22 protein-coding genes are annotated in these 25107 nt (G+C 54.0%); 17 read left to right on the top strand and 5 right to left on the bottom strand.

The genetic code is table 11. The features are described from left to right. The 6 genes from BM205_RS00835 (at position 1) to BM205_RS00810 (ending at position 6014) form a co-directional block, all read left to right on the top strand. Positions 1–897 carry an ABC transporter permease gene (locus BM205_RS00835; protein WP_217646009.1) on the top strand — a complete coding sequence of 299 codons (897 nt, stop codon included), beginning with the start codon at positions 1–3 and terminating at the stop codon, positions 895–897. Positions 898–947: 50 nt separating this feature from the next. Next, entirely contained in the window at positions 948–1937 is a 990-nt protein-coding gene (locus tag BM205_RS00830; protein WP_092411784.1) for an ABC transporter ATP-binding protein, read from the top strand. Continuing rightward, positions 1934–2803, top strand: coding sequence for an ATP-binding cassette domain-containing protein (locus tag BM205_RS00825; protein ID WP_092411783.1), 870 nt, complete (start codon positions 1934–1936; stop codon positions 2801–2803). Before BM205_RS00830 ends, BM205_RS00825 begins: the two co-directional genes overlap by 4 nt. Positions 2804–2891: 88 nt before the next feature. Then, on the top strand, positions 2892–4295 hold the full coding sequence (locus tag BM205_RS00820) for a M20 family metallopeptidase (RefSeq protein ID WP_092411782.1): 1404 nt from the start codon (positions 2892–2894) through the stop codon (positions 4293–4295). Positions 4296–4366: 71 nt separating this feature from the next. Continuing rightward, positions 4367–5551 carry a M20 aminoacylase family protein gene (locus BM205_RS00815; RefSeq protein ID WP_092411781.1) on the top strand — a complete coding sequence of 395 codons (1185 nt, stop codon included), beginning with the start codon at positions 4367–4369 and terminating at the stop codon, positions 5549–5551. A 148-nt stretch (positions 5552–5699) separates the two neighbouring features. Beyond that, complete coding sequence (locus BM205_RS00810; protein ID WP_139227189.1) at positions 5700–6014, top strand: hypothetical protein; 315 nt, start codon at positions 5700–5702, stop codon at positions 6012–6014. A 123-nt stretch (positions 6015–6137) separates the two neighbouring features. Here the strand turns inward: BM205_RS00810 and BM205_RS00805 are convergent, their stop codons facing one another. Continuing rightward, entirely contained in the window at positions 6138–7496 is a 1359-nt protein-coding gene (locus tag BM205_RS00805) for an amidase (protein ID WP_254783717.1), read from the bottom strand. A gap of 507 nt (positions 7497–8003) precedes the next feature. Then, on the bottom strand, positions 8004–9410 hold the full coding sequence (locus tag BM205_RS00800) for a glycerophosphodiester phosphodiesterase family protein (protein WP_092411778.1): 1407 nt from the start codon (positions 9408–9410) through the stop codon (positions 8004–8006). A 684-nt stretch (positions 9411–10094) separates the two neighbouring features. On the opposite strand from BM205_RS00800, the gene BM205_RS00795 reads away from it, so the two are divergent. The 4 genes from BM205_RS00795 (at position 10095) to BM205_RS00780 (ending at position 15812) form a co-directional block, all read left to right on the top strand. Next, on the top strand, positions 10095–13637 hold the full coding sequence (locus tag BM205_RS00795; RefSeq protein ID WP_175511109.1) for a transporter substrate-binding domain-containing protein: 3543 nt from the start codon (positions 10095–10097) through the stop codon (positions 13635–13637). A gap of 150 nt (positions 13638–13787) precedes the next feature. Beyond that, a complete protein-coding gene (locus tag BM205_RS00790) occupies positions 13788–14423 on the top strand; it encodes a response regulator transcription factor (RefSeq protein WP_092411776.1) in 636 nt (211 codons plus the stop codon). 159 nt (positions 14424–14582) lie between these two features. After that, on the top strand, positions 14583–15008 hold the full coding sequence (locus BM205_RS00785) for a response regulator (RefSeq protein WP_175511108.1): 426 nt from the start codon (positions 14583–14585) through the stop codon (positions 15006–15008). 393 nt (positions 15009–15401) lie between these two features. Further along, a complete protein-coding gene (locus BM205_RS00780) occupies positions 15402–15812 on the top strand; it encodes a hypothetical protein (RefSeq protein WP_092411774.1) in 411 nt (136 codons plus the stop codon). Positions 15813–16133: 321 nt separating this feature from the next. Here the strand turns inward: BM205_RS00780 and BM205_RS00775 are convergent, their stop codons facing one another. After that, a complete protein-coding gene (locus tag BM205_RS00775) occupies positions 16134–17030 on the bottom strand; it encodes a LysR family transcriptional regulator (protein WP_092411773.1) in 897 nt (298 codons plus the stop codon). A 100-nt stretch (positions 17031–17130) separates the two neighbouring features. Here BM205_RS00775 and BM205_RS00770 point away from each other — a divergent pair, with 100 nt between their 5' ends. After that, positions 17131–19104 carry an ATP-binding protein gene (locus BM205_RS00770; RefSeq protein ID WP_175511107.1) on the top strand — a complete coding sequence of 658 codons (1974 nt, stop codon included), beginning with the start codon at positions 17131–17133 and terminating at the stop codon, positions 19102–19104. 1 nt (position 19105) lies between these two features. Next, positions 19106–19729 (top strand): response regulator, encoded by a 624-nt coding sequence (locus tag BM205_RS00765; RefSeq protein ID WP_092411771.1) that lies wholly within the window; start codon positions 19106–19108, stop codon positions 19727–19729. 73 nt (positions 19730–19802) lie between these two features. On the opposite strand, the gene BM205_RS00760 is transcribed toward BM205_RS00765, so the two are convergent. Continuing rightward, positions 19803–20024 (bottom strand): hypothetical protein, encoded by a 222-nt coding sequence (locus tag BM205_RS00760; RefSeq protein ID WP_092411770.1) that lies wholly within the window; start codon positions 20022–20024, stop codon positions 19803–19805. Between the two features lie 111 nt (positions 20025–20135). On the opposite strand from BM205_RS00760, the gene BM205_RS24190 reads away from it, so the two are divergent. The 3 genes from BM205_RS24190 (at position 20136) to BM205_RS00750 (ending at position 21994) form a co-directional block, all read left to right on the top strand. Next, the gene (locus tag BM205_RS24190; RefSeq protein ID WP_175511098.1) at positions 20136–20318 is read left to right on the top strand and encodes a hypothetical protein; all 183 of its coding nucleotides are present in this window, start codon (positions 20136–20138) and stop codon (positions 20316–20318) included. Next, positions 20311–20859, top strand: a complete 549-nt coding sequence (locus tag BM205_RS00755; RefSeq protein WP_217645997.1) for an antibiotic biosynthesis monooxygenase — start codon at positions 20311–20313, stop codon at positions 20857–20859. Before BM205_RS24190 ends, BM205_RS00755 begins: the two co-directional genes overlap by 8 nt. A 328-nt stretch (positions 20860–21187) precedes the next feature. Next, on the top strand, positions 21188–21994 hold the full coding sequence (locus tag BM205_RS00750; protein ID WP_092411768.1) for a TauD/TfdA dioxygenase family protein: 807 nt from the start codon (positions 21188–21190) through the stop codon (positions 21992–21994). A 53-nt stretch (positions 21995–22047) separates the two neighbouring features. On the opposite strand, the gene BM205_RS00745 is transcribed toward BM205_RS00750, so the two are convergent. Further along, positions 22048–22965 carry a LysR family transcriptional regulator gene (locus BM205_RS00745; RefSeq protein ID WP_092411767.1) on the bottom strand — a complete coding sequence of 306 codons (918 nt, stop codon included), beginning with the start codon at positions 22963–22965 and terminating at the stop codon, positions 22048–22050. A gap of 286 nt (positions 22966–23251) precedes the next feature. Between BM205_RS00745 and BM205_RS00740 the strand changes: the two genes are divergently transcribed. Together BM205_RS00740 and BM205_RS00735 are read left to right on the top strand one after the other, a co-directional pair. Next, positions 23252–24430 (top strand): FAD binding domain-containing protein, encoded by a 1179-nt coding sequence (locus tag BM205_RS00740; RefSeq protein WP_092411766.1) that lies wholly within the window; start codon positions 23252–23254, stop codon positions 24428–24430. Between the two features lies 1 nt (position 24431). Further along, positions 24432–25106 (top strand): DsbA family protein, encoded by a 675-nt coding sequence (locus BM205_RS00735; RefSeq protein ID WP_092411765.1) that lies wholly within the window; start codon positions 24432–24434, stop codon positions 25104–25106. Position 25107: the final 1 nt, after the last annotated feature.

The following is a 25107-nucleotide window of genomic DNA, read 5'->3' as shown; positions in this document are numbered from 1 at the left end:
ATGCCATCCGCTGCCGCTTTGCAAGCTGTGCCGGCGCCAACGCCGATGTGGCGCCGTAAATTACATAGATTTCTTGGCCATCACGGCCTGACGCTGGGAGTGGTGGTGCTGGTCCTGATCATGCTGACAGCGCTGTTTGCACCCTGGCTGGCGCCGCACGATCCCTACAGCCAGGATGTTACGCAACGCCTGATTCCGCCGGTGTGGCATGCCAATGGCAGCTGGCTGCATGCGCTTGGCACGGATAAGCTGGGACGCGATTATCTGAGCCGCCTGATATTCGGCGCCCGCGTGTCGCTATTGATCGGCTTTTCGGCGGCGTTGATTTCAGGCGTGATAGGGACCACGCTAGGCGTGCTGGCCGGATATTTCGGCGGCCGCGTCGATGCCGTGATCAGTTACATCATCACGACCCGGCTGGCCATGCCGGTGGTGCTGGTGGCGCTAGCGATGGCGTCGCTGGTCGGCGGCTCGCTGAAGGTAGTCATCGTACTGCTGGGCCTGCTGCTGTGGGACCGCTTCGCGGTGGTCACGCGTTCCGCCACACAGCAATTGCGCGATGCCGAATTCATTGCCTCGGCCCAGGTGCTGGGGGCATCCACGCCTTACATCCTGCTGCGCGAAATCCTGCCGAATATCATGAGCGCGCTGATCGTGGTGGCGACGCTGGAAATGGCGCACGCGATCCTGCTCGAAGCTACGCTGTCGTTTCTCGGCCTGGGAGTACAGCCGCCGACGCCTTCATGGGGGTTGATGGTGGCCGAAGGCAAGGCCTATATGTTTTTCCAACCCTGGGTAATCCTGATCCCCGGCATTGCACTGATATTGCTGGTATTGGCGATCAACCTGGTCGGCGATGGCCTGCGCGACATGAACGCACCCGATGGCCGCAATTAAACCGGCTTGCGCAATGAACATGAGAACGCGAACCCAACAAGGAGCGGGGTATGAACACATTGCTTGACGTAAAAGGCCTGCGGGTAGACTTGCCGACTGAGCATGGCATGCTGCATGCGGTGCGCGGCATCGATTTCCAGGTCCGGCGCGGCGAGATGCTGTGCCTGGTCGGCGAATCGGGATGTGGGAAATCGATGACATCGCTGGCGTTGATGGGCTTGTTGCCACGCAAGGCGCAGCGCAGCGCCACTCACATCCGTTTCGACGGCATCGATCTGCAGCAGCTGCCGGAACGCAAGATGGCAGATCTGCGCGGCCAGCGCATGGCCATGATTTTCCAGGATCCGATGACCTCGCTCAATCCATCCTATACGCTGGGCAATCAATTGTGCGAAGCCTTGCTCCAGCATCGCCATGTCTCTTATGCGGAAGCCCGAGACCGGGCGATTTACCTGTTGCATCGGACCGGGATCAAGAATGCCGAGGACCGCATGCGGCAGTACCCCCATCAGTTGTCCGGCGGCTTGCGCCAGCGCGTGATGATCGCGATGGCCTTGATGTGCGAACCGGATCTGATCATCGCCGACGAGCCGACTACCGCGCTGGATGTCACGATACAGGCGCAGATTCTGCGGATGATAAGGGAGTTGCAGCAGGAGTTCGGCAGCGCAGTGGTATTCATCACGCATGATCTGGGCGTGGTGGCGCGCATCGCGGATCGGGTTGCCGTCATGTACGCCGGCGAGATAGTCGAAACGGCGCCGGTGGCGCAATTGTTCGCCCGTCCCAGCCATCCGTACACGCGCGGTTTGCTCAACTGCATTCCAGTGCGTGGCAAGACGCTGCCGGGCAGTCGCCTGGCAGCGATACCCGGCGTGGTGCCGAGCCTGGTTGGACAAGTGCAGGGCTGCGCTTTTCGCAATCGTTGTCCGCAGGCGCATGATGCGTGCGAGCAGTTGCCGCCGAATGTTGAAATCGAGGACGCGCACTATGCCCGCTGCAACAGCCTTCATCCGCATGATACGGAGGTTGCGGCATGAATAGGCTGACTGAAGGCAGGATCGCCGGAGAGCAAGGCTACAACCGCAATGGCAGCAGCGACATCGCTCTGGAATTATGTGCGCTAAGCCGAATTTTCAAACTCAATCGTGGCTTTTTTCAGGCCGACGGTGAAATCAAGGCCGTCAACGATGTCTCGCTGCGCCTGTATCGCGGCGAGACGCTGGGGCTGGTGGGCGAGTCCGGTTGCGGCAAGAGTACGCTGGCGAAAATGCTACTGGGCCTGCTTGCACCGAGTTCAGGGAACGTGTTGATCAATGGTACGGAGATCGATCCGACGCAGCGGATGGCGTTGGCGCGCCATATCCAGCCGATATTCCAGGATCCGTATTCGTCGCTGAACCCACGCAAGACCGTATCGCAAATCGTCGGCCTTCCGCTCAAGCTGCATCGTATCGGCAACGCCATCGAGCAACGCGGCAAGCTGCGCGAGATACTGGATCTGGTCGGTATGCCGGAACGTACGCACCATCAATACCCGAACCAGTTGTCTGGCGGCCAGCGTCAGCGCGTGGCGATAGCCCGTGCGTTGATTCTGCGGCCCGGCATCCTCATTTGCGACGAGCCGACGTCGGCGCTCGACGTGTCGGTGCAAGCGCAGATACTTAACCTGCTGCTCGACCTGAAAAGGGAATTCGGCTTGACTTACCTGTTCATTAGTCACGATCTAGGTGTGGTCGAGCATCTGGTGGATCGCGTCGCGGTGATGCATCAGGGCAGCATCGTCGAGCTCGAAACCCGCGAAAAGATATTTTCGCAGGCGCAGCATCCCTATACACGGATGCTGCTGGCCTCGGCATTATCGCCGGAGCCTGGTCTCGGCATCCCGGACATCACCATGCAGTAGATCGATGGATACCTGCAGCATGAACGCAAAAAATATCTAACTTTGGCTTCGGGTCAACACCGATGCCGCCGTCAACCGAGGAAAACATATGAGTAGAACAGAAGCTATTGCCAAGGCCAGTGCGTATTTCGACGACGGGCGATTCCGGGAAACCCTGGCGCGCCGCGTCGCGGTGCGTACCGAGAGCCAGGAAGCCGGCAGCGCACCCATCCTGCGCGCGTATCTGGACGAACAGATTGTGCCCGAGTTGGCTGCGCTGGGCTTTAGCTGCCAGATCGTCGACAATCCCCAGGCTGGTGGCAGCCCGTTCCTGCTGGCCGAGCGGATCGAACCGGGCGCTGCATTCACCGTGCTTACCTACGGTCACGGCGACGTCGTTCGCGGTTACGACAGCCAATGGCGGAGCGGCCTGAATCCATGGGAAATCATAGTCGAGGGCGATCGCTGGTACGGCCGCGGCGCCGCCGACAACAAAGCGCAACATACGATCAACTTCGCCGCGCTGGCGCAAGTGCTGGCGGTACGCCACGGCAAGCTCGGCTATAACGTCAAGGTGATACTGGAGATGGGGGAAGAAATCGGCTCCCCCGGCCTGAAGGAAATTTGCGCACTGCACGCTGAGCGTCTGGCGGCCGATGTATTCATTGCATCCGACGGTCCGCGCGTTTCCGCCGCCAAGCCGACAATGTTCCTGGGCTCGCGTGGCGGCGTCAATTTCGATCTGCGGGTCAAGCTGCGCGATGGCGGACATCATTCCGGCAACTGGGGCGGCCTGCTGCGCAATCCCGGCGTGCGGCTGGCCAATGCGATCGCCAGCCTGATCGATGAAAGAGGATGCATCCGCGTCGCCCGGCTGTTGCCGGAAGGTTTGCCACAGAGCGTTCGTGACGCGCTCGACGGCGTCGAGGTCGGCGGCTCTGTTGGCGATCCGGAAGTCGACAGCGACTGGGGCGAGCCGGGCCTGTCGCCAGCGGAACGCGTATTCGGCTGGAATACGCTGGAGGTGCTGGCGATGAAGACCGGCAACCCGGAAGCGCCGGTGAATGCGATTCCCGGCCACGCTTTCGCGCATTGCCAGATACGCTATGTGGTCGGCAGCGACAGCAAGAATTTCCTGGCGCACATCCGCAGCCATCTCGTTGCGCTTGGTTATGACGATGTTGAGGTCTTGCCATCCGGTATTCAGTTCGAGGCCACCCGTCTCGACCCGGACGATGCCTGGGTGCGCTGGGGCCTGGCCTCGATGCAACGCACCACCGGCACGGCGCCGACCTTGTTGCCGAATCTGGGCGGATCGCTGCCGAACGATGTCTTTGCCGATGTGCTGGGCTTGCCGACGCTATGGGTGCCGCACTCCTATCCGGCATGCTCGCAACATGCGCCCAACGAACATATCCTGGCCAGCGTATCGCGCGAATCGCTACAGATCATGGCAGGCATGTTCTGGGATCTGGCCGAAGAGGGCGGACAAGTCCATGCGCAAAGAGCATAAGGACGTGTAGCCTGGAAGGCTACAATTTACTCTTACGGTTTTGCGTCTTTCACAGGATATCGGGGCAAGCGATGAAACAGGAAATACAATATTGTCAGTTGACGGACTTGAACGACGCAAAGGATGAATTGATCGAGATCCGGCGTCATATCCATCGGCATCCGGAACTGTCGTATGAAGAATTCAATACTTCGGACCTGGTCGCAGCCAAGCTGCAAGACTGGGGCTATGCGGTCACGCGCAACATAGGCGGCACTGGCCTGGTGGGCACCTTGAACGTGGGCGACAGCAAGCGCAGCATAGGTGTCCGCGCCGACATGGATGCCTTGCCCATCCATGAAAAGACCGGATTGCCCTACGCCAGTTGCCACGATGGGAAGATGCATGCCTGCGGACACGACGGGCACACCACGATGCTATTGGGAGCCGCCCGGCACCTGGCCCGCAGCCGCAATTTCAATGGCACCGTCAACTTGATTTTCCAGCCGGCCGAAGAAGCCGGATCGAACAGCGGCGCCGAGAAAATGCTGCGCGACGGCTTGTTCGAACGATTTCCCTGCGACGCCATTTTCGGCATGCACAATCATCCCGGCTTTCCGACCGGCACCTTCATGTTTCGCTCCGGCCCCTTCATGGCCGCCTGCGACACGGTGAAGGTTTGCATCACGGGGCGTGGAGGGCACGCAGCCCGGCCGCATCTGTCGATTGATCCTGTGGTGGTCGCCAGTAGCCTGGTGATGGCTTTGCAGACTATCGTGGCACGCAATATCGATCCGGCGGAGATGGCAGTGGTCACCGTGGGTGCGTTGCACGCCGGCCATGCCGCCAATGTAATTCCAGAGCAGGCCACGCTGGAAATGAGCGTGCGTTCATTCACCCCCGAAGTCCGCAGCCTGCTGGAGCAGCGAATCCGCGCATTGATCGAGGCACATGCCGAAGGCTATGGCGCGCAAGCCGAGATCGAGTATATTCACGGCTATCCGGTGCTGGTCAATTCCGATTCTGAAACAGCATTCGCGATGCAGGTCGCTGAAGAGCTGGTCGGCTCGGAAAATGTGATATCACCGTTTCCAGCGATCGCCGGCAGCGAGGATTTTGCGTACTTTTTGCAACAACGTCCTGGCTGCTTTGTCCGGCTGGGGAACGGAGTAGGCAAGCCCATGCTGCATAACGCCGGTTACGATTTCAACGATGAAAATGTCACTGTCGGCGCGGCTTACTGGAGTCGGCTGGTTGAGCGGTTTTTGTCGCTTTAGCCGTTATTCAGCGCAGCCCTTTTGCAATATCGGATTTCAGATTCTCCAGGCTGCTGCCCTTGCAGCCGTCGCAATGCAATCGAGCGGCTTGAGATGATTAACATTGCTTCTTGTTAACGATAAAATACCTGTCAGACAAGGGGACATTATGGAAATTTCGTCAACTGCGATCGTTGCTGCGCTAACTGGTGTGCTCATGGGGCTAATCGGTTGGCATTACGGTAAAAAACAGAAAGGCCGGCAAGAGTCAGATATTCCTCTTGATGTAACCCCGCTTACTCGAAGTCTTGTTACCAGCAAAGCTGGCGCAGATCGCACCAGTGCGCTGATTCGTGCCTGCGATGGTGATCGCAAGCAGGCTGAGCGTTTGATCCAGGACGAAAAAGAAAAAATGCGCGGGCTTTCGCATGCGGACGCGGTTCGGCGGGCGCTGGAGCGATTGATCGAGGCCCGGATTAAATAATCGGATGGATATGATCTAATCTAATCGCTGCCATCCTTAAGGGACGCGCTAAATTAATCTTCACTCATCCTCAGGTTTACGTCCTTCCCAGCTCGACCAGGCGGTCTTGCCGGGAGGCTATCGTCAGCTTCGAGATGGAGAAACAACGGCTTCCACGGCGCGTCCTACCGACAGAATGTGATGATCGGTATTTTGAATGCCTGCGATCATAAGTCCGACCGGTGCATCGCCAGCTTGATGGCATGGCACCGAGAGCGCGCAGCCGTCGAACAAGTTGACCACTGACGGGTTACGCAGCATGCGTCCGTTAATCCGATAGTAACTTTCGTCGTCCTTGATCACATCGGCGATGGGAGGGGCAATGTCAGGTGTAGTCGGCATCAGCATCGCATCATAACCCGCTGCGGCTCGGTTAATCGACAGGATGAATTCGCGCCGGAGAGTCAGAAGTTCGATATAGTCTGGCGCGCTGATGGTCTCGCCGGTTTTGATTCGCGCGAGCACTCTCGGGTCGTATTTATCCGCCCCGTCTTTAATATATTTTCGATGCCACGCATAGGCCTCCGAAGCCGTGATCATGCCTCGTGGATTGATGTTTGGCGCCTGCGCAAACTCGGCCATCGGCAATTCAACGATGATTGCTCCCGCCGCCGACAGCCGCGCCAACGCGATCGTGAATGCACGCGCTACAGGATCCGATAAATCATTCTGGAAGAATGTTTTCGGCACTGCGAATCGTAATCCGCGCAATGCGGGCGCGCGAGGTACTCGCGCGGTCTCGCCTGTGAGTATTGCATCCAGCAACGCACAGTCGGCTACATTCCTGGCGATCGGACCTACCGAATCCAAGGTGGTCGATAGTGGCATCACGCCTTCGCGCGGCACGCGACGTTGCGTCGGCTTGAATCCGACCAAGCCGTTAAGCGCGGCAGGAATGCGCAGCGAGCCGCCGGTATCGGTTCCGATGGCGCCGGCAGCCATGCCGTCAGCGACCGATATACCGCCGCCTGACGTCGAACCACCGGGAATGCGGCCGGTAGCACGATCATAAACATTCTTCGGAGTGCCGTAGTGTGGATTGATCCCCAGCCCTGTGTAGGCGAATTCAACCGTATTGGTGCGCCCGATGATGACTGCACCGGCCTTACGCAATCTAGCCACTACGGTCGAATCGACCAGCGCGGGAGGCTGGCCGACCAGAACTGTGGAGCCTCCCAGGGTGGTATGTCCGGCCTCGTCGAGCAGATCTTTGATTGAAATAGGTATGCCGGCAATCGGGGAGGCAACAATTCCACGACGACTCTGCGCATCGATCTCGGTCGCAACTGCACGTGCCTGTTCGGCGTAGACGGTCAGGAAGGCGCGTGAACCTTCTCCGTTTGGATCGTTGATGGCGGCTAGTGCTTCTTCAACTAACTGGCGGCTGCTCAAGGAGCCGGCAGCGAGTCGACGGGACATTTCCGTCATTGAAATGTGGCCCATGGCAGTATTGGCAGTTGTTCGCGCATAAGCCCCTGGCGCGATTGTGCCGACTCCAGCAAGGGCCGCATATTTACCTGTTTTCTGCAGGAAATGACGTCGTTGGATATCCATTTGTCTCCTTTTTCAATTTATTGGGCAAGGTTTTTCGTGTGTCCTTGCTACTTATCGACATGCACATGCTATGCCAGGAGCTCATAAAGTGATAAGTCCATGAAAAATATGGTTTTTTTGTTGCGCCGCAAGTCGACGTCGCCAATAAAATGGATGGAAAGCCGCACGCAATCGGATAACGAGTCTGGGAAAAGTGACTAAATTGCTGCCATGAAGACCTGAAGGAGTCGGATTTTAAGGGACCTTACGACAGGGTTGCGGCGTTCGCGAGGGTATGGCGGGCGGATCAAACTGAGCGGGGCAACTCAGCAAGCAAACGAACACTGAGCGTGTATTAAAAGGGCGCCTCATGCTGCTTGGCATGAGGCGCCACGCCAAAGACACCAATACTATTGGTTATCGTGTTATTTCTTTAAGGTAGGCCGCACGCGCAGAAAATGCAGTTGGCGTGAAATCCGTAAATACGCCATCAACACCAGCTCGGTAAAAAGCCAGGTACTCTGCCGTTGGATCCCCCTTATAGACTCCGGCCAGGTATTTCGCTTCGTTGCGGAAGGTAAAAATATGGACGAACAAACCGGCCTTATGCGCATCGCTAATCAAGCTGGTTGGTTTGATCGTGTCGGCCTCAGCTAAGCTAGCTTTGGACGACGAATCTCGGGCCGAAGCAGCGGTGACCGACATTGCCTGCGGCTTCCACGGGCCGATGCCGTCAGCATAGGTTTTGACTTCGGCCAATCCTGTCGGCGTAAGCATCGCACCGAAGGAGCGTGGATCACCTGCTACGGTCCAGCTATATGGACGGCCACTGACGAAAGTGTTGGGCTTATCGGTGATGAAAATGGTTTCGCCGGTCTGGAAATTCATGCCGTTTCCATCGACCAGCTGAACTGCTTTAGATTTCAGACCGATAGAGCGGAGGTATTTCAAGCTGGCTGGATCAAAGCTTTGTACAAAAACCGGGGCGTCTTTGCGATTGAGATCGTTGTCTTTTAGGGCTTTGAGGAAAGCCTCCTCAAACGGATGGCTGCCCGGTGCGCCGCAACCATTGGCGATGGCCTGGGCATTGTTCCAGATCGGATTTTTGCTTTCCGGATAGGTCGTAATGAGACGGCCTGTAGCTGCGCTTTTGGCTTTTGCGATATCGATCACTTCCTGAAAACTCAAAATCGGCAACTTGCCGTTCAGGTCAGTTGGGCGCTGGTCGCGGGCATCGTAAGTGGTGCCGCCGAACCATTGCCTGAGTTCGGCCATCGTGAAATCGCTGATGGACCAGTCGTTGGTATGGTCTTCGCCATCGACGATTAATGATTTCAACACTGATTTTGGATCGTTTGGATTGGTCAAATCGCTCAGATATTGCGTCGGGCCATTTTCCCGTACTGCCGGATATTTCACGTTAACCAATACGCCTGGGACAGTGCGCTTACGGGCCGCAACAACGGCGTTGGTCTTCGCCACCTCAGCGACGTTTGTGTTATCGCTCAACCATGGGTTGTGTCGCGCAACTAACACGCAGTCTTTTGTCATGTGCAGATCCAATTCAAGCGAATCTGCTCCGGCATCTGCCGCATTTTCGTAAGAAGCCCGAGTCTCTTCAGGATACAAACCTGGTAAACCGCGATGGCCGATAACCAGGGGACGCGCGCCGTCGAGTGTTTTGAAAGCGCCAGGCGCCGTTGCGCCAGTAGTCGATAAATATCCGCTTGTACTGCTGCAGGCAGTTACGAGTAGGCCACATCCAATAACGATGGAACGGACCAGGAATTTTGTGATGAAGGGCGAATCCAGGCGGATGTACATGAGTAGTCTTTCTTGGATAGGAATAAATTTATACGTCCGGGAATATTAGCCTGAGCACATGACAAAGTAATGACGATGCAAGGCAGGGGGCATTGTTGTCGCCTACCTGCAAATGAGTTGTCGTTGAGCTAATCCTCTCATACTCCGGCTGAATTGAAACTTTCCCTGTCCGCATGGATCTGCGCATCTTCAGAATTTTCGTACGTTATATAGGGAAATTTCCGATATCTATTCCCAATCGAATATCGGACTATACAAACCGGCCGGCAAATCATGTGCCTGGCGAAGCTGTGTCAGGCCGGTAGCCGTCGACCGGCCCATTTATTATGGTCGCGCATCAGTGTGATGTTATATTGCAACATTGTGTCCAATATGACCATAAAGAGGTTTCGGGATGTGAGCGAAGCGCATGAGTCATGGCCAATAAACAGATTTTCCGGAGCGGAGCATGACTAAAATTTTGATTGTTGATGACCATCCGGTCGTTCACCTGGCAGTTCGTTCTTTGTTGGAGCGTAACGGTATCAGCGGCCAGATATGATGCGTGCCTTTTTGCGGTACGTGCTATGCATATTGACGGTTTGCGCGCTCAGCCTGACTGCAATCTCGGCTCAGACAGTCGATGGAGATGCAAAATCTCTCACATTGCTGGGCCGCTCTGCCTTGGATCATCTTCATTTTAAGTTGTCTGGAGACGATTGGACCTGGCTGGGAGGCAAGCGTGAGCTCGTGCTCGGTGTTGCCGCGCCCGATTTCTTGCCGTTTGATATCACTACCAGCGGCCGCGACTATGAGGGTATCACCGCAGACTACATGGCTATCCTGGGGAATATGCTAGGAGTCAAAGTCAGTGTGCGGCGCTTTGCAACGCGCGCGGCCGCGCTGGATGCTTTAGCCAAGGGGAAAATCGATCTGCTAGGCACTGCAAACAATGTTGATACCTACGATCAACGCCTCGCTCTTTCTTCTTCCTATGTCGCGGATCGCCTGGCATTGGTCACTCGCATTGATGAGCAGCGCGAAATCGGGAAAGGCGCCGGTCTGCGCCTGGCGACGGCAGCTAACTATCGCTCGCCCGATGCCGTCAAAAAAATATATCCCGATGCCCAATTAAAATTCTTCGCCAGCGATCAGGCCGCGATGGCGGCTGTGGCGTTCGACCAGGCGGACATGTTTCTCGGCGATGCCATCTCGGCAAATTACCTGATTAACGTCAATGACTTCAATCTTCTTTATCTGACCAACTTCATTCCGGTTGGCAGTGGCGGCTTTACTTTTGCGATGCGCAAAGAAGATCAACATTTATTGCGCGCTATTAATGCGGTACTCGGCGCTATCCCAAAAGAAGAAAAAAACACGATTGAACGCCGCTGGAGCTTGGGCAGCGAAGCGTATTTGTCGACGGACAAACTATATCTGACTCCGCGTGAGCAGCGCTGGTTAGATCAACATCAAAAAATGCGTGTGTTGGTCAATGAGCAATATGCGCCGCTGACCTTCTTTGACAAGGATGGCCGGTTTTTAGGCCTCGCGGCGGATGTCCTGCGGCTGGTCAAATGGCGTACCGGATTAGAGTTTGAAATCCTGCATACTAATTTGCTAGGCGGTGTAATTCAACAGATGTACAAGGAGAATGCCGATCTGATCGCCGTGCTCGGCATCGCCGAAGAGCGTGAAGATAAAGTTAATTTCACGCGTCCTTACTTAGCCGCACCTTATGTTTTAGTGACGCGCACCGGGAGAGATGAACCTGCCAGTCTTGACGACTTGAAAGGCCATACCCTGGAACTGGAGCCGGATCATCCGCTGATACCCATGTTGCGTCACAAGTATCCGGAGATCCGACTGCGACTGGTAGCGAATGCGCTTGACGGAATGGACAGGTTGAAAGGAGGGACGATCGACGGCGTTATTTTCAACACCGTTACCGCTAAGTATTTCATCAACCGGTATTTCAAAAATGATCTGCGGGTTGCCACAGTGGTGGGCGATGGGCCGTTGCAGCTGGCATTCGGCGTGAATCAAGGTGCACCGGAATTGCGTTCGATTCTCGATAAGGCGTTGTTAAGCATCTCTCCAGAGGAACTGGCGACCATAGGGAACCGGTGGAGCAATAGCGCCGTGGTTCCGGCATACAGGTGGAACAGCAACCGCCGCGATGTCTACCAAATCATCGGCGGCGCCGCATTGCTTGCGCTGGGGCTGCTGGCGTGGGTCATCTATTTGCGTCGCCAGATCGCCCAGCGCAAGCTCGCCCAGCGCACCTTGGGCGATCAGCTGGAATTCACGCGCGCCATGATTGACGGCACGCCTCATCCTATCTACGTATACGATAGTCATGGCCGGATGCTTCAATGCAATCGCGCTTACCTGCAATTCTTTGATGTCCATCTTGAACAGGTGCTGGGGGAAAAACTGGAGGATTTGCCCTATATCTCAAAAGCAGCTGCCGACAAATACCGACATCTTTATCAGGAAACGATGCGAACCGGTACGCCACACTTCGAGGATACAGAGATTCAAGCACGTGGCAGCGTGTTCAGTATTTATCGCTGGCTGTTGCCTTACAAGGATTCGCAGGGAAGTCCGGTCGGTATCATCGGCGGCTGGATAGACATCACCGAACGAGATCGTCTGCTGCAGGAGTTGCTGGATGCGAAAGCCCGGGCCGATGAAGCCAGTCTTGCCAAGAGCACCTTCCTGGCCACCATGAGCCACGAAATCCGCACCCCCATGAACGCCATTATCGGCATGCTCGAACTTTCGCTCAAGTATGCCGATCAGGGACGTCTGGAGCGTTCTTCCATTGAGGTGGCCTATAACTCTGCCAATTCCTTGCTGGGGCTGATTGGCGACATCCTGGATATCGCCAAGATTGAGTCCGGCAAGCTCGATTTATTTCCGCAGCGCGCTAATTTGCGTGAACTGATTGAATCGGTGGTGCGCGTGTTTGACGGCGTGGCGCGGCAAAAGGGCTTGATCTTACGGCTGCAAATCGATTCGCGGATTCAGGGCGACGTCTTGATCGACCCGCAACGCTTCACGCAGATCGCATTCAATTTGATCGGCAATGCGATCAAATTTACCGATCAAGGATCGGTCCAGGTTCGCCTGGATGGTGAAATGAAGGAGGCAGAACGCCTCCAGATCCGCCTGAGCGTTGAAGATAGCGGGATCGGCATCAGCGCAGAAGACCAGGAAAAACTGTTCTCGCCGTTTTCCCAGGTAGGGCCAACGAAAAACCAGGCCGCTTCAGGTACGGGACTGGGGCTGGTGATCAGTCGTAAGCTGATTGAAATGATGGGCGGGCAATTGCAGCTCTCCAGCGAACCGGGATTGGGAACCCTGATTATGGTGACCGTATCCGTGCTGGCGCTGGAACCGGTAGCCGCACCAATCCATCCGGCGGTTGCGGGATCTGGGCCGGCGCAACCTGCCGGCAGGCTGCGCGTGTTGGTTGTCGATGATCACGCCCCCAATCGCATGGTGATCACGCAGCAGCTGCAGTTCCTTGGCCATGAGGTGACAATCGCCGAGGAAGGCGAGGCGGCGTTGAAATTGTGGGCGCCCGAATTGTTCGATTTGATTCTCACCGATTTCCATATGCCGGTTATTGACGGCTACGAGCTGGCCAGAGCCATTCGCAAAATCGAACAAGAACATCCAGGCGCCAGGAAATGCACAATTTTCGGTTTCACCGCCAACGCCCAGGAAGATGAAATCGTGAGGTGCCGCGACGCGGGGATGGACGACTGCCTGTTTAAGCCTGTCGGCTTGGAGACACTCCGGAATCGCCTGGCGACATTGGAGACCAGCCACCCGCTGGTGAATGCCGACAGCAATGGAAAAACGCCACCGTTGTTAATCGCTGAGGAAAGCGTGTTCGATGGTACAACGCTGGATACGCTAACCGACGGCAACCTGGCATTGAGAAAAGACCTGTTGAGAGAGATGATTCAATCCAACCGGCAGGATATTATCCATTTAAATGTCCATGCAGTGAGCGAAAAATGGGTCGATGTGGCTGATGTTGCGCACAGGCTTAAAGGTGGAGCGCGGATCGCAAGAGCCGAATCTCTCATCACGGCTTGCCTGGCATTGGAGGCTGCATGTCGTGAACCGGTAAATGCCACGCACATACGGGAAAAGGCTGATCTGGTTCATACAGAAATAGGGAGGCTTGATGCAGCACTTAGCGTTGAGTTGTCCAAACTCGGATTGCAATAGGCCTGATTAAGAAATTTCCTACGGAAAAATAGGATAATTCCGCTATCCGTCCTTCCCGATATGTAGGACTATTTATCACCGCCATTGGAAGCAGGCGGTTTAAAAAAACAGCTTAGCTTAAGTTCAATAGATAGATTTCTGGAGTAGTGCATGGGTAAGATTCTGATCGTCGACGATCATCCGGTGATCCGTATGGCAGTGCGTTCTTTGCTGGAACGCGAGGGTCATAGCGTGGTCGCTGAAACCAATAACGGCATTGACGCGGTGAGCCTGGCCAAAGAATTTGCGCCAGATCTGGTCGTGCTCGACCTGACCCTGCCAAAACTGGATGGAATGGAAGTAATTGAACGACTCAAAGACCTTGAAGGCGCCATGCAAGTGCTGGTGCTGACCTCGCATAATCCGCTCCATTTCGCTTTCCGCTGCAAGATGGCCGGCGCCGCCGGTTATGTCTGGAAGCAGGGTGATCTGAACGAACTGGTCGATGCCGCCAAGGCGATTCTCTCCGGCTACACCTATTTTCCGAACATCGCTACCAGCAATGCCCGCTTCGGAGACCGCCAGGTGAACGAAGCCGAGCAACTTGCCAGTTTATCCAACCGCGAGATGGTGGTGTTGCAATACCTGGCCCAGGGTATGTTGAACAAGGACATTGCCGAACGCATGCTGCTCAGCGATAAAACCGTCAGCACCTACAAGACCCGCTTGCTGATCAAGCTAAACATGAATTCATTGGTCGAACTGATAGAATTTGCCAAGCGTAACGGCGTTGCCGGCGAGGAGTGACCGCGCCTTGTCCTGCATCGCGATGTTGCGCCGTTTTGGGCTACCGACGAAGCCCACTTAATTTACAGAAATATTGCCTGTCACAATCAGATATTTCCTGCATCCAATCCCGACAGCGCCATGCACAATGGCAGACATTGAAAATTGTCGGGAGTATCGTTGAATACCATCGCCGAACTATCCATCCTGATTGTCGAAGATCATCCCCTGCAACAAAAACTGCTGGCCGAACAGCTGCACCGATGGGGCTGTCATTCGGTAGTGGTCGCCAACGATGGCGTCGAGGCGATCGAGGTCATGGCGCGGCTGCCGGTGGATGTCGTTTTTTGCGACATCAACATGCCAAACATGAATGGTTCCCGCTTCGCCGTCAGGCAGGCAGAGCTGGCGCGCAACGCCGGGCAAGCGCTACCTATGCTGGTCTGGATGAGTTCGGACGAGCGTAAAGTACTTGATCTCCACATCATGCTGGCGCGCGAGGCGGGTTTCCCCCATGTGTGTGCGTACAGTAAGCCGCCCACTGCGAGTACAGTCTTGCAGATATTGAGAAACGTTCTTTTATTTAAGGAGGGGAGAGTGGTGTAACGGGCTTCGATACGCAGTGCCCACTCCCCGCATGCCAGGCATGACGTTGCCTTCGGAAAACCCCAGGTGGCAGTATTGGAACCGGGATCGGTGCAATGACATCTTCTATCAAAAAATGATCATGGATAATTTTCTGATGTTTTCTACGCGCTGATTTATCGGCATCCGAAATTCGCGGTAATGACCCAGTTGCGGGGCGTGGACACCTGTGCCCACGCGTTGCCGCGATATCCGCAGTGCATCCCAATGGCTATCAGCGCAAGAAGCCGATTAAAGCAGATCATTGGGGTTACGGAGCTGCAGGAGCTCTCAACACACTCTTCAATCAATATCCTCAATTGAGGCAAAAAATCGAGAAAAGAATATTGGCTTCGAGTGCGACAACAGAATTACATGAGATACGAACGCCCCGTCGTCAGCCATGGCGGGATCGTGCTTGCAACACGCGATGGCGGGCGGACCTGGGAGAAGCAACTTGATGGCGCACAGGCCGCTTCGCTGATCTTGAGGCAGGCGGCGAAAGCTGCTGATGCCGTCAACGCTAGCAAACTCGCACAACAACTTGTCGATGATGACCCGGACAAACCATTTCTTAATCTGTATTTCACGGACCGCTTACACGGCTACGTGATCGGTGGGTACCGCAAAACCATGTGTCGCCGATATGCGGATGGGCTTCAACCTCGCTTCGGAAAGATATGGGTAATTGGAAGAGGCGAAATAGGACACAACGGTTGGCAACGCCAAACCAAAATGGTCGACACTTGGGTTGATGGCAGATTACAATTTTTCTACACGGACTGATCTCTATATGCAGACTGTTTACCAAAAAGTTGGCGGCGATTTGACTGGAGCATCACTTGATCAAGCGTATATTCCTGGTTCTGGTGGCGCCGGCTCCGACAATGACAAGCAATTTGTCATCCGCTTAGCGTTACGTCATCAGTTCTAGGAAAAGTGCAGTCGGATTATCTAATGACTCCCGCCGTAGCAAGAAAATTACAAGGTTGTGTCGCGTTAAGTGGTGTGAGTACGATTCAGCTACCCTTCCAATTTCTCAAGTAATGGCTTGGCATAAAATACTCGATATCAACAGAATACGACTCAATCTAATCATTGCGGCGTTCAGTCATTCAATACCCCTTTAAGTCTCTGCGCTAAAAAATTGACCAATGCTCCGATGCGCGGCGCCAATGCCCCCTGTTTGTAAAATACGGCCCATACCGGTTGACTCCAAGGCAACGTCACCGATTCCAGGATTTGCACCAGACGTCCGCTCAATACATCGTTATGCGTAAGGAAATCGGCTAGATTCACTATGCCGGCGCCGGCCAATGCCAAGTGACGCAACGTTTCTCCGCTTGAGGCCGCAATGACCGGTTGCACCGGAATTCCATCGCCTCCTTGTTGCGGAAGAGGCCAGATGTTAAGTGAGCTCGGCGCCGTAAAACCTAGTAGGCGATGACGAAATAATTGATCGATGTTTTCCGGTACGCCATGGCGCGCCAAATATTCTGGAGAAGCCAACAATCGGAGTCGGCTCGTTCCCAGATGTCTGGAATTAAGTGTCGAGTCGCCCAGCGGGCCGATACGAATTGCCAGATCGATACGCGCCTCAATCAGATTGATCACGGTTTCGCCACTTATCAGCTCCAGCCGCACTAACGGATAGGCATCCATGAATCCCGCCGCCAAAGGAGCGAGCAAATGATCCAGTGCAGGAGTTGCTGCGCTAACGCGTACCAGGCCAGAGGGTTGGGAAAGGCGAGCGGTCATTTGCTCTTCAGTGTCCTGTAAGTCAAACAGAATTTTTCTTGCCCGCTTCAATAGCCATCCACCTTCTTCAGTCAAATCCAATCGGCGGGTGGTGCGCGTTAACAAGGTCATGCGCAATTGCGATTCCAGGCGTGAAATAGCGCGGCTTATTCCCGAAGGAGTTTGGCCCAGTCGCTCGGCCGCAGCAGAAAATGTACCGGTATCAATCACGGTTACGAAAGCAATCAGCGAGTCAATATTCAACATTTGTGACTTTCAGTCAAAAATGTATTGTATCGATAATGATTTTTCTTTGCTGAGTCAGCCATCAAACTGCCTAGTGTCAAACCCAAACAGGAAAAACATCATGCCACTCGCACTTTGGGGGCTCACGCTCGGTGCTTTTGCCAGCCATGCTCAAAATCCGGAGGTACGACATGTTTCAGAACGCGAGTTCGATCTTCGAAAGCGACTAGGCCCCAATTGGGCCTTGATACCTCCATCGCTAGAGACCTGCGACCAGGCGCCTGCACTTATTTTTCCCGATCCAGGAGGTGTGCCGCTATGCAGTCTTCCAAAAGGGCGATTGGACGCGGGAGATTTTTTGTCCGTCGCCTTAGCGCTCACGGCTGCAGTAAAGGACATGCATTCCAGCGGATTGTTACACCTTGATTTACACCCTTCCAGTATCGTTCTGGCAAACAACCGCAGAATTTACTTGACCGGTTTTGGCAAAGCTAAATATTTAACTGAATATTTAACTGAAACACAGACGGGATACGAGTCCACTACCAAAATCTGTAGAGCCCATGCCATGCCGGACCGACATGCCGTTTTTCGCGGGCTGGACGGCTGCCGCAACGACTTGTATTCATTAGGGCCTACGGCCGGCCGCGCCGAACCAAGCACACAAATATGGGAGAGTCTCTCCTTAATTGTGATGGAACTTCTTGGCAGGAATAACGGCGAATACTATCAAAGCGCCCAATCCGTATTGACCGATCTTGTACGTTGCCGGAGCGAATGGCGCAAAAGTGGGAGAGCTAATACTTGCGCGCCCTTGCGACATGGAAGTGCTCATGAATTATTGGCGACACAAGAAATGCTTTCGCTCGAAAACGCCTCTCTATCCAAGCAATTGCAATTGGAAAGTGACCGTCGCCGAAATGCCGAAGACGCATTGAAAGCCAGCCAGACATCGCTCGAAATCGCGCGGATACTCACTCAAGCGGGTATATGGCGATGGAATATTGAAACCGGCGAATTTAATTGCTGCAAGGAATTCATTCGAATACTCAATTTTGATTCCCTGCCCCGTACGATCACCATCAAAGAATTCTTGGAGCGCGTACATTCCGACGACAGGACGCAGGTCGAAAGAGAGATATACGAGGTGCTAAACGAGGGCCAAAGTCTGCAGCAGGAATTTCGTATTGCGCTACCTGACGGCACCCTGCGTCATCTGCGAAGCGTCGGACGGACCGAAATCAACCGTGCCGGCAAACTGGAATTTTTCGGATCAATCATAGACGTTAGCAGTCAAAAGCGTTCTGATGAAGCATTACGCCTTGCACAGGCCGAACTTGCCCGTGCGGAGCGGATAACAACAATGGGGCAATTCGCTGCATCAATGGGCCACGAAATCAGTCAGCCTTTAGCCGCAATCGTACTAAATGCCAATGCTGCGCTATGTTGGTTACGGCAAGGGCCAGCGCATTTAGCTCAAGTCGAGGCTGCCTTAAACCTAATACTTCAAGCAGGTAATTCTGCGGGGAGCGTGATCCGAAGCATTAGAGGTATGGCCTGCAAAGCGGGACCTGAAATTGCTCCTTTTATAATAGACGATGCGATTCGGGAGGTGTTGCTACTACTTCGAGCTGAATTACAAAATCGCAAAATCAAAGTCCGCACCCAATTTACGCTTGGCACACGCTTGCTCAGTGCCGATCGAGTGCAGTTGCAGCAGGTCATGATGAATCTATTGTTGAATGCGATTGACGCAATGAGCAACGTCGAGAGCAGAACCCGTGTGCTGGACGTCCGGACTGCGATCGTAGATACCTCCGGCACTGTCCGGCTTAGCGTCGAAGACAATGGAATAGGCATTGACGCCAATTCAGCTGAACGCCTGTTCGATCCACTCTTTTCGACCAAGCCTTCAGGTATGGGTATAGGGCTTACGATCTGCCGCTCAATTGTCGAGGCCCATGGCGGGCGAATTTGGTGCGTGTCTCGGCAACCGACCGGTACCTCATTCCACGTCAGTTTACGCCCAGGCAGCACCTGGGTTGAAATGCCCGGCGATAGAAAAATTCTCAATTCTGACAAGAAATCTACCTGACATGGACGCCATTTCAATTCTCATAGCAGACGACCATCCGTTGATTCTCGCGGGCCTTACATCGCTCATCAACGCGACACCCGAATTCCGTCTTGTAGCGCAGGCCTCAAACGGACGCCAGGCATTGGACTATTACGAGAAAATGCGTCCCAATGTGGTTCTCATCGATCTCAATATGCCGGAAATGAACGGGGTTGAAACAATCGAATGCATTCGTCGTCTAGATCCCGACGCATGTATCGTAATCCTTACGTCATACCAAGGTGAAGAAGATGTGTATCGCGGCCTGCACGCTGGCGCACAGGCATATTTGCTCAAAGACTCCGGAGTGGAGCAACTGATCAAATGCATAAAGACCGTGGCTGCGGGATGTAAATTCTTGCCGACTGACGTTGCATTGAAATTGGCAGAGCGGATGGAGACAAACAGATTGTCGAAGCGCGAACTGGAAATTCTCGTTCATCTAGCCACTGGAAAGAGTAATAAGATGATTGCGCGCAGCGCCGGGATTGAAGTCGGCACCGTGAAATTCCACGTGAACAATATTCTTGCGAAGCTCAATGTTTCTAGTCGGACCGAAGCGGCAACCGTCGCAGCTCGACGCGGCCTGCTAGGCATCTTTTGAACTGTGACGAACGTAGCCCTTCAAGCGTGGCCTTTCGTCAGCAGATCATCAGGAAACCAATGTAAGCGTCTGATTAGCCTCGCTCAATCAAACTCACAAAATTGCGCTCGATTTCAGCTTCCTGAATGTCAACGCGACTTTGCAACCGCCAGTGATCGGAGCTGTTCTTCTTGCTGCTGTCCTGGTTGGAACCATCGGGCGCAATGGTGGTGAGCGAATCGGCTGAGTGGAGTATCATAATCAACTCGTCTTGGCCGTCATGCCCTGCAACATCTTGACGAGCGCCTTGAGTCATGGGGCTAGGCAGCAAGCAACACGAGTCGACTGACGGACTGGTAAAGCCGAATGATTCAATACACAAAGCCGGCGGCGGTGTTAACGTTCACTAAAACTTGAGGCGCCATAAATGAAGCAACTAGTTCGCCACGATCAGGTTGTCAATGCGTCGAAGCCGGTCGAGATTAGCATCCTTATAGCGGATGACCACTTTATCTTGCGGGAAGACTTAACCGCGATTATTGCGCCGCCGGATGACATCGCTGGTGCGGCCCGATACGTCTTTCCAGAACAACAGGGCGCCCATGGATAATGCGATCGTAACGCTAGTGATACAGCACCAGGTCATAGCCGGTGTCGAGCCGCAATACGAGGCATGGCTTAATGAGATCGTACCGAATGCGCAGCGCTTTGCAGGGCATCTCGGGGTTAATATCATTCGGCCTCACGGCGGTTCAGGTACCTATACGATTGTGCTGCGCTTCGATACCCATGAGCACTTGCGGGATTGGGTAGAGTCGGATACGCGCAAACGCTTCACTGAGCGAGTCGCGCGGCTGCTCGTCAGCGGCGAACAAATCGAGATCAAAACCGGCCTTGAATATTGGTTCACGCCAGCGGGTCCGGCACAGAAGAAAGCTAAACCGTTCAAGCAATTCCTGGTTACGCTTTCCGCAATTTTCCCACTTACGGTCTTAGTGCCGAGGATATTGCGCCCACTATTTCAGGCGGCGCCGGTGCTTGGATGGCCGATCGTCAGCAATTTTGTGACCGCGGTAATTATCGTGTTCCTGATGGTTTACCTGATCATGCCGCATTACACTAAGTTGATATCGCGTTGGCTATTCAGCTGATGGTCGATATTCGATATCGAGTCAATCCAGAACAATCTTGCGAGTCGGTCCAGATTTCTTTCTTATTTGCCGTCACTATTAAGACCTGAACTCAGCCATACGCGGCGCAAGGGCTTGACGAAACCTACCAAAACCCTGAATGATTACGAGAAGCCCTCGTGACTTTTCAGTGACACGTTACCCGAAGAAAAAAATGAGTCCACCTTTGTGCATGGTGCAATAGTGTTCACCGCTTTCCGCATATTCTCACTCCTCGGCGCTGGGGATACAGTTTGCTCATTCGCTGCGAGCATGTCAGCGCCCCATGAGCAGATGATTGGAGAACAGCATGAAAATTACGCCAATGGACACAGGTTTTGGTGCACTGGTTGAGGATGTGGATTTGAAAGGCATAACTGACCATGAAGCTAACCAGCTTCGTGCAGCGTTGCTCGAACATGGTTTGCTGCTTGCGCATAAGCAAAATTTGAGTTCAAGGGAAGAAATTTCCGTATCGGAGACATTTGGGGCTCTTGAAACATTTCCCCCAAGCGTTGCGAGGATTCCTGGTTACCCGGAAATTTTCAGGGTCGCAAGCCGTGCTGCGGATGGCGCCACGGATGTCGGCCGCTACTGGCATTCCGACGGCTCATTCAAGGAGATAGTTACTGCGATTTCAATTTGGCATATGGTTGAACAGCCAGAGGTCGGCGGCGACACCTTATTTACCGATTCGCAGCGCGCTTATGACGAACTGCCGTCACCTATAAAGACAGAAATCGGCCTCTTAACTACGGTCCATCGCAACGGCATACGGCACCCGCTAGTTTGGACTCACCCCAAAACCAAAAAACTGGGAATTTATCTAAATGTCGGGCTGACCGCAGGTGTCGCGGGATTGGGTTCCGAAGATTCGGCGTTGTTGATAGAAAAACTAAACGCACATCTTTCACGTCCTGGCGCTGTGTACACACATGAATGGCAAGCCGGCGATTTTATAGTCGCTGACAATTTTCACGTTGCGCACAAAGCGACGCCGATCAGTACGGCATATCGGCGAGTCCTGAACCGGACAACGGTTCGTGGTGATGGGGTACGTTGGTCTGACAAAGATCTGGGGGTGACGGAAACATCTCTTGAAGAAATTGCCGCTTAAATTTTCACTGATTGCTATCTTGTTAAATTGAAAGGATAGTGATGACGGCTACTTCAATTTCTAGATTCTTTTGACTTCAGCAAAGCCGCAGCTAATTCGTCCACAAAAGCCTTTATTTTTGAAGAGCCACGACGATTAGCTTGGTACAAGGCATAAATGCCAACATCCATTGCACCAGGATTGACGTGAAATTTATCCATCACGCGGACCAGTTTTCCGTCTAGGATATCTCTATCAACTAGCCAGTCCGGAAGAAGTGCAAGTCCCATTCCGCCAAGAGCGGCTTCCCTTAAGGTTTCGGAATTGTTGACGCTAAGATTGCCGGACACTTGCACCTCGTCAATCCTGGTTCCGGACTGTAATCGCCAAACCTGGCGCCCGGCCGCATAAGCAAATTGCAGGCAGTTGAAGCCACAAAGGTCTTCCGGTAATATTGGCGAACCATTTTGCGCCAAATACACCGGGCTGGCGCAAATGTAGCGCTCGTGCGGGGATAATTTGCGAGCAATCAAATTTGGTTGTTCTTCTATCGTCCCAATCCTGATTGCAACGTCAATTGCTTCGTCAACCAAATTGACTGTCGCGTCGCTTAGCCTCATATCAAGCTGAAGCTTCGGGTACCGCTGCGTTAGTCCAGGCAATAAAGGAGAGATATGCAGATTGGTAAAAGTGACCGGTGCCGAAACGCGTAAAAGTCCGGATGGCTCGCTTGCCCGCGCGGCGGCGACATTGTCCGCCTCATCTAAATCTGCAAGGATTTGAAGCGCCTTTTCATAATAGATCCTTCCTGTTTCGGTCAATGTCACTCTGCGCGTGGAGCGGTTCAGCAGCGGCGTTCCTATCTGCTCTTCCAAAGCGTCTATCAGCCGCGTCACTGAAGAAGTGGCTAATCCCAGTTCGCGTGCGGCCGAGGAAAATCCGCCGGTATGACCTACCAGAGTGAATGCTTTGAGAGCCGCGAATCTATCCATGGTGACTTTTGCGCTGGTAGCAAAGGAATTGATATTTTTGTATATTAACAGGATTCGAAACGACTCTAATTGTCGCTTATCGCCCCTCGTCTAATGCGACGTACCCGGTAAGAATCGCTCACCACCGCCAGTCGAATGCCGTTTTGGCTTTGCGCTCCACGCAACGCAATGTTGCACGCCAGACGGATTCTCTCCGCCAGACTTCCTCACTACCATGAGCTATTAACTGCACGGCGTTTCAAGTGCAAACGAAGCTTCAATAACCCCGCAGAAATGGAATACTTTCATGACCAAGTATCTTGATAAGCCAATCAAACTCGATACACCTAAGGCTGTGGTTATAGGCGGCTCGCTGGGCGGCCTGTTTGCTGCCGCAGCGTTACGGGCTATCGGCTGGGATGTAGAAATTTTTGAGCGCTCGGCTGCTGCACTCGACAGCCGCGGCGGAGGCATTGTGCTGCAAGGAGAAGTGCAACAGGCCATGGAGTTTGCGAAGATATCCACGGTTTTACCGCTCGGGGTACGCTCTCGCGAACGTTTGTATTATGACCGGCTGGGCAATATTCTTAGTCAAAATCATATGCCTCAGACACAGACCTCGTGGAATACCCTCTATAACACATTGATTGCCGGTTTTCCTGAGAAGAACTATCGCCGTGGTGCGGAGCTGATCGGCATTCATCAAGATGAGCACGGTGTCGTGGCCACATTTGCGGATGGCAGCAGCGCGCAAGCCGACTTGCTGATCGGTGCCGACGGCGGCGGTTCAACTGTGCGCAGTCTGGTGTTGCCAAATTCGGGACCGTCATACGCAGGCTACGTAGCCTGGCGCGGACTGGTCGATGAAGGACGCTTTCCTGAGTTTGCCACAACCAGCATCTATGAAAATTTTGTGTTCCAGCATGATCCGGAATCCATGATGCTCGAGTATATGGTGCCGGGATTCGACGGCTCTGTGGAACCTGGCAAACGCCGATACAACTGGTTGTGGTATTTGAAAGCTTCAGCCGGCGCGGAATTAGAGGCTGTCCTCACCGATCGCAACGGCAAACGCCGCAGTCACTCCATACCCCCGGGCATGCTGGCGCCTGAGCAGGAAAGCTGGATACGCCGCATGGGTGAGGAACGGCTCAATCCTATCTTCCGTGAGCTCATGCAGAGTACAGACGAGATCTTTGTGCAGGCCATCCAGGACTTGCAGGTTCCGAAAATGGTATTCGGACGTGTGCTGCTGGTCGGTGATGCTGCATCTATCCCCCGTCCCCATACCGCTGGCAGCACCGCCAAAGCGGCAGCTAGCGCGATAACGCTGGCCAGACAGCTCTCCAATTACGCTGACCTGGGTCAGGCGCTCCTGCACTGGGAAGCGCAGCAATTGTCTGAAGCCGCCAGGGTGGGGCAATGGGGTGTCAACATGGGTAACCGGATTATGGGGATTACTAATAACTTTTCCAGGGAGAATTAACATGAGCGAGCCCGTCTTGCATTATCTGTACGATCCCTTTTGCGGTTGGTGCTATGGCGCCGCGCCGATGATCAGCGCCGCGCAAAATATCTCTGATCTCAAAATCAAGGCGCATGGCGTCGGCATGCTGTCTGGCGACAAGGCAAAGATCATGTCGGCGGAATGGCGCGACTTTGTGCGCCCGCATGAAGAGCTGATTCATCTCTACAGCAGACAGGAGTTCGGGGATGCGTATGTAAATGGAGTGCAGCAACGAGAGGATGTTGTGCTTGATTCTTCGCCCCCGATAGCAGCAATGTTGCTCGCCGAGCAGATTTCAGGACGTGGCATCGACATGCTAAAACGGTTGCAAACCGCGTACTACAAGGATGGAAGGGCAATTGCGGATAAATCGGTGATTGGCGAAATTGCCGCTGAACTCGGTTTCGACGAAAAATCATTCGTGGTCCATCTGGATGATTTGGTCCGGAACCAGATCGCCGGCCATATCGCTGACAGCAATGAATTGTTGAAAACACTCGGCGCGCGCGGATTTCCGGCTTTTGCAATGGAGATAGACGGCGCACTGCACGTTCTGCCGCTGGGCGGCTACCTGGCCCGACCCTCGCTGTTCAAAACAGACATCGAAGCATTGCTTCAGAAATCACAAACTGCACGTATCAACTCAAGGAGGTAAG

Origin of the sequence: Collimonas sp. OK307, from assembly GCF_900113705.1 — a bacterium.
GTDB lineage: Bacteria > Pseudomonadota > Gammaproteobacteria > Burkholderiales > Burkholderiaceae_D > Collimonas.
Note: the sequence above shows the minus strand (reverse complement) of the source record. Positions and strands in the feature narration are given on the sequence as shown.

Coding starts and splice junctions, on each gene's coding strand:
- BM205_RS00760 (WP_092411770.1), bottom strand. CDS start 20,024: ATGACTCAAGGCGCTCGTCAAGATGTTGCAGGGCATGACGGCCAAGAC.
- BM205_RS00750 (WP_092411768.1), top strand. CDS start 21,188: ATGAAAATTACGCCAATGGACACAGGTTTTGGTGCACTGGTTGAGGAT.
- BM205_RS00800 (WP_092411778.1), bottom strand. CDS start 9,410: ATGTACATCCGCCTGGATTCGCCCTTCATCACAAAATTCCTGGTCCGT.
- BM205_RS24190 (WP_175511098.1), top strand. CDS start 20,136: ATGAAGCAACTAGTTCGCCACGATCAGGTTGTCAATGCGTCGAAGCCG.
- BM205_RS00755 (WP_217645997.1), top strand. CDS start 20,311: ATGGATAATGCGATCGTAACGCTAGTGATACAGCACCAGGTCATAGCC.
- BM205_RS00805 (WP_254783717.1), bottom strand. CDS start 7,496: ATGGGCCACATTTCAATGACGGAAATGTCCCGTCGACTCGCTGCCGGC.
- BM205_RS00825 (WP_092411783.1), top strand. CDS start 1,934: ATGAATAGGCTGACTGAAGGCAGGATCGCCGGAGAGCAAGGCTACAAC.
- BM205_RS00745 (WP_092411767.1), bottom strand. CDS start 22,965: ATGGATAGATTCGCGGCTCTCAAAGCATTCACTCTGGTAGGTCATACC.
- BM205_RS00830 (WP_092411784.1), top strand. CDS start 948: ATGAACACATTGCTTGACGTAAAAGGCCTGCGGGTAGACTTGCCGACT.
- BM205_RS00810 (WP_139227189.1), top strand. CDS start 5,700: ATGGAAATTTCGTCAACTGCGATCGTTGCTGCGCTAACTGGTGTGCTC.
- BM205_RS00780 (WP_092411774.1), top strand. CDS start 15,402: ATGAGATACGAACGCCCCGTCGTCAGCCATGGCGGGATCGTGCTTGCA.
- BM205_RS00740 (WP_092411766.1), top strand. CDS start 23,252: ATGACCAAGTATCTTGATAAGCCAATCAAACTCGATACACCTAAGGCT.
- BM205_RS00775 (WP_092411773.1), bottom strand. CDS start 17,030: ATGTTGAATATTGACTCGCTGATTGCTTTCGTAACCGTGATTGATACC.
- BM205_RS00820 (WP_092411782.1), top strand. CDS start 2,892: ATGAGTAGAACAGAAGCTATTGCCAAGGCCAGTGCGTATTTCGACGAC.
- BM205_RS00735 (WP_092411765.1), top strand. CDS start 24,432: ATGAGCGAGCCCGTCTTGCATTATCTGTACGATCCCTTTTGCGGTTGG.
- BM205_RS00765 (WP_092411771.1), top strand. CDS start 19,106: ATGGACGCCATTTCAATTCTCATAGCAGACGACCATCCGTTGATTCTC.
- BM205_RS00835 (WP_217646009.1), top strand. CDS start 1: ATGCCATCCGCTGCCGCTTTGCAAGCTGTGCCGGCGCCAACGCCGATG.
- BM205_RS00815 (WP_092411781.1), top strand. CDS start 4,367: ATGAAACAGGAAATACAATATTGTCAGTTGACGGACTTGAACGACGCA.
- BM205_RS00790 (WP_092411776.1), top strand. CDS start 13,788: ATGGGTAAGATTCTGATCGTCGACGATCATCCGGTGATCCGTATGGCA.
- BM205_RS00770 (WP_175511107.1), top strand. CDS start 17,131: ATGCCACTCGCACTTTGGGGGCTCACGCTCGGTGCTTTTGCCAGCCAT.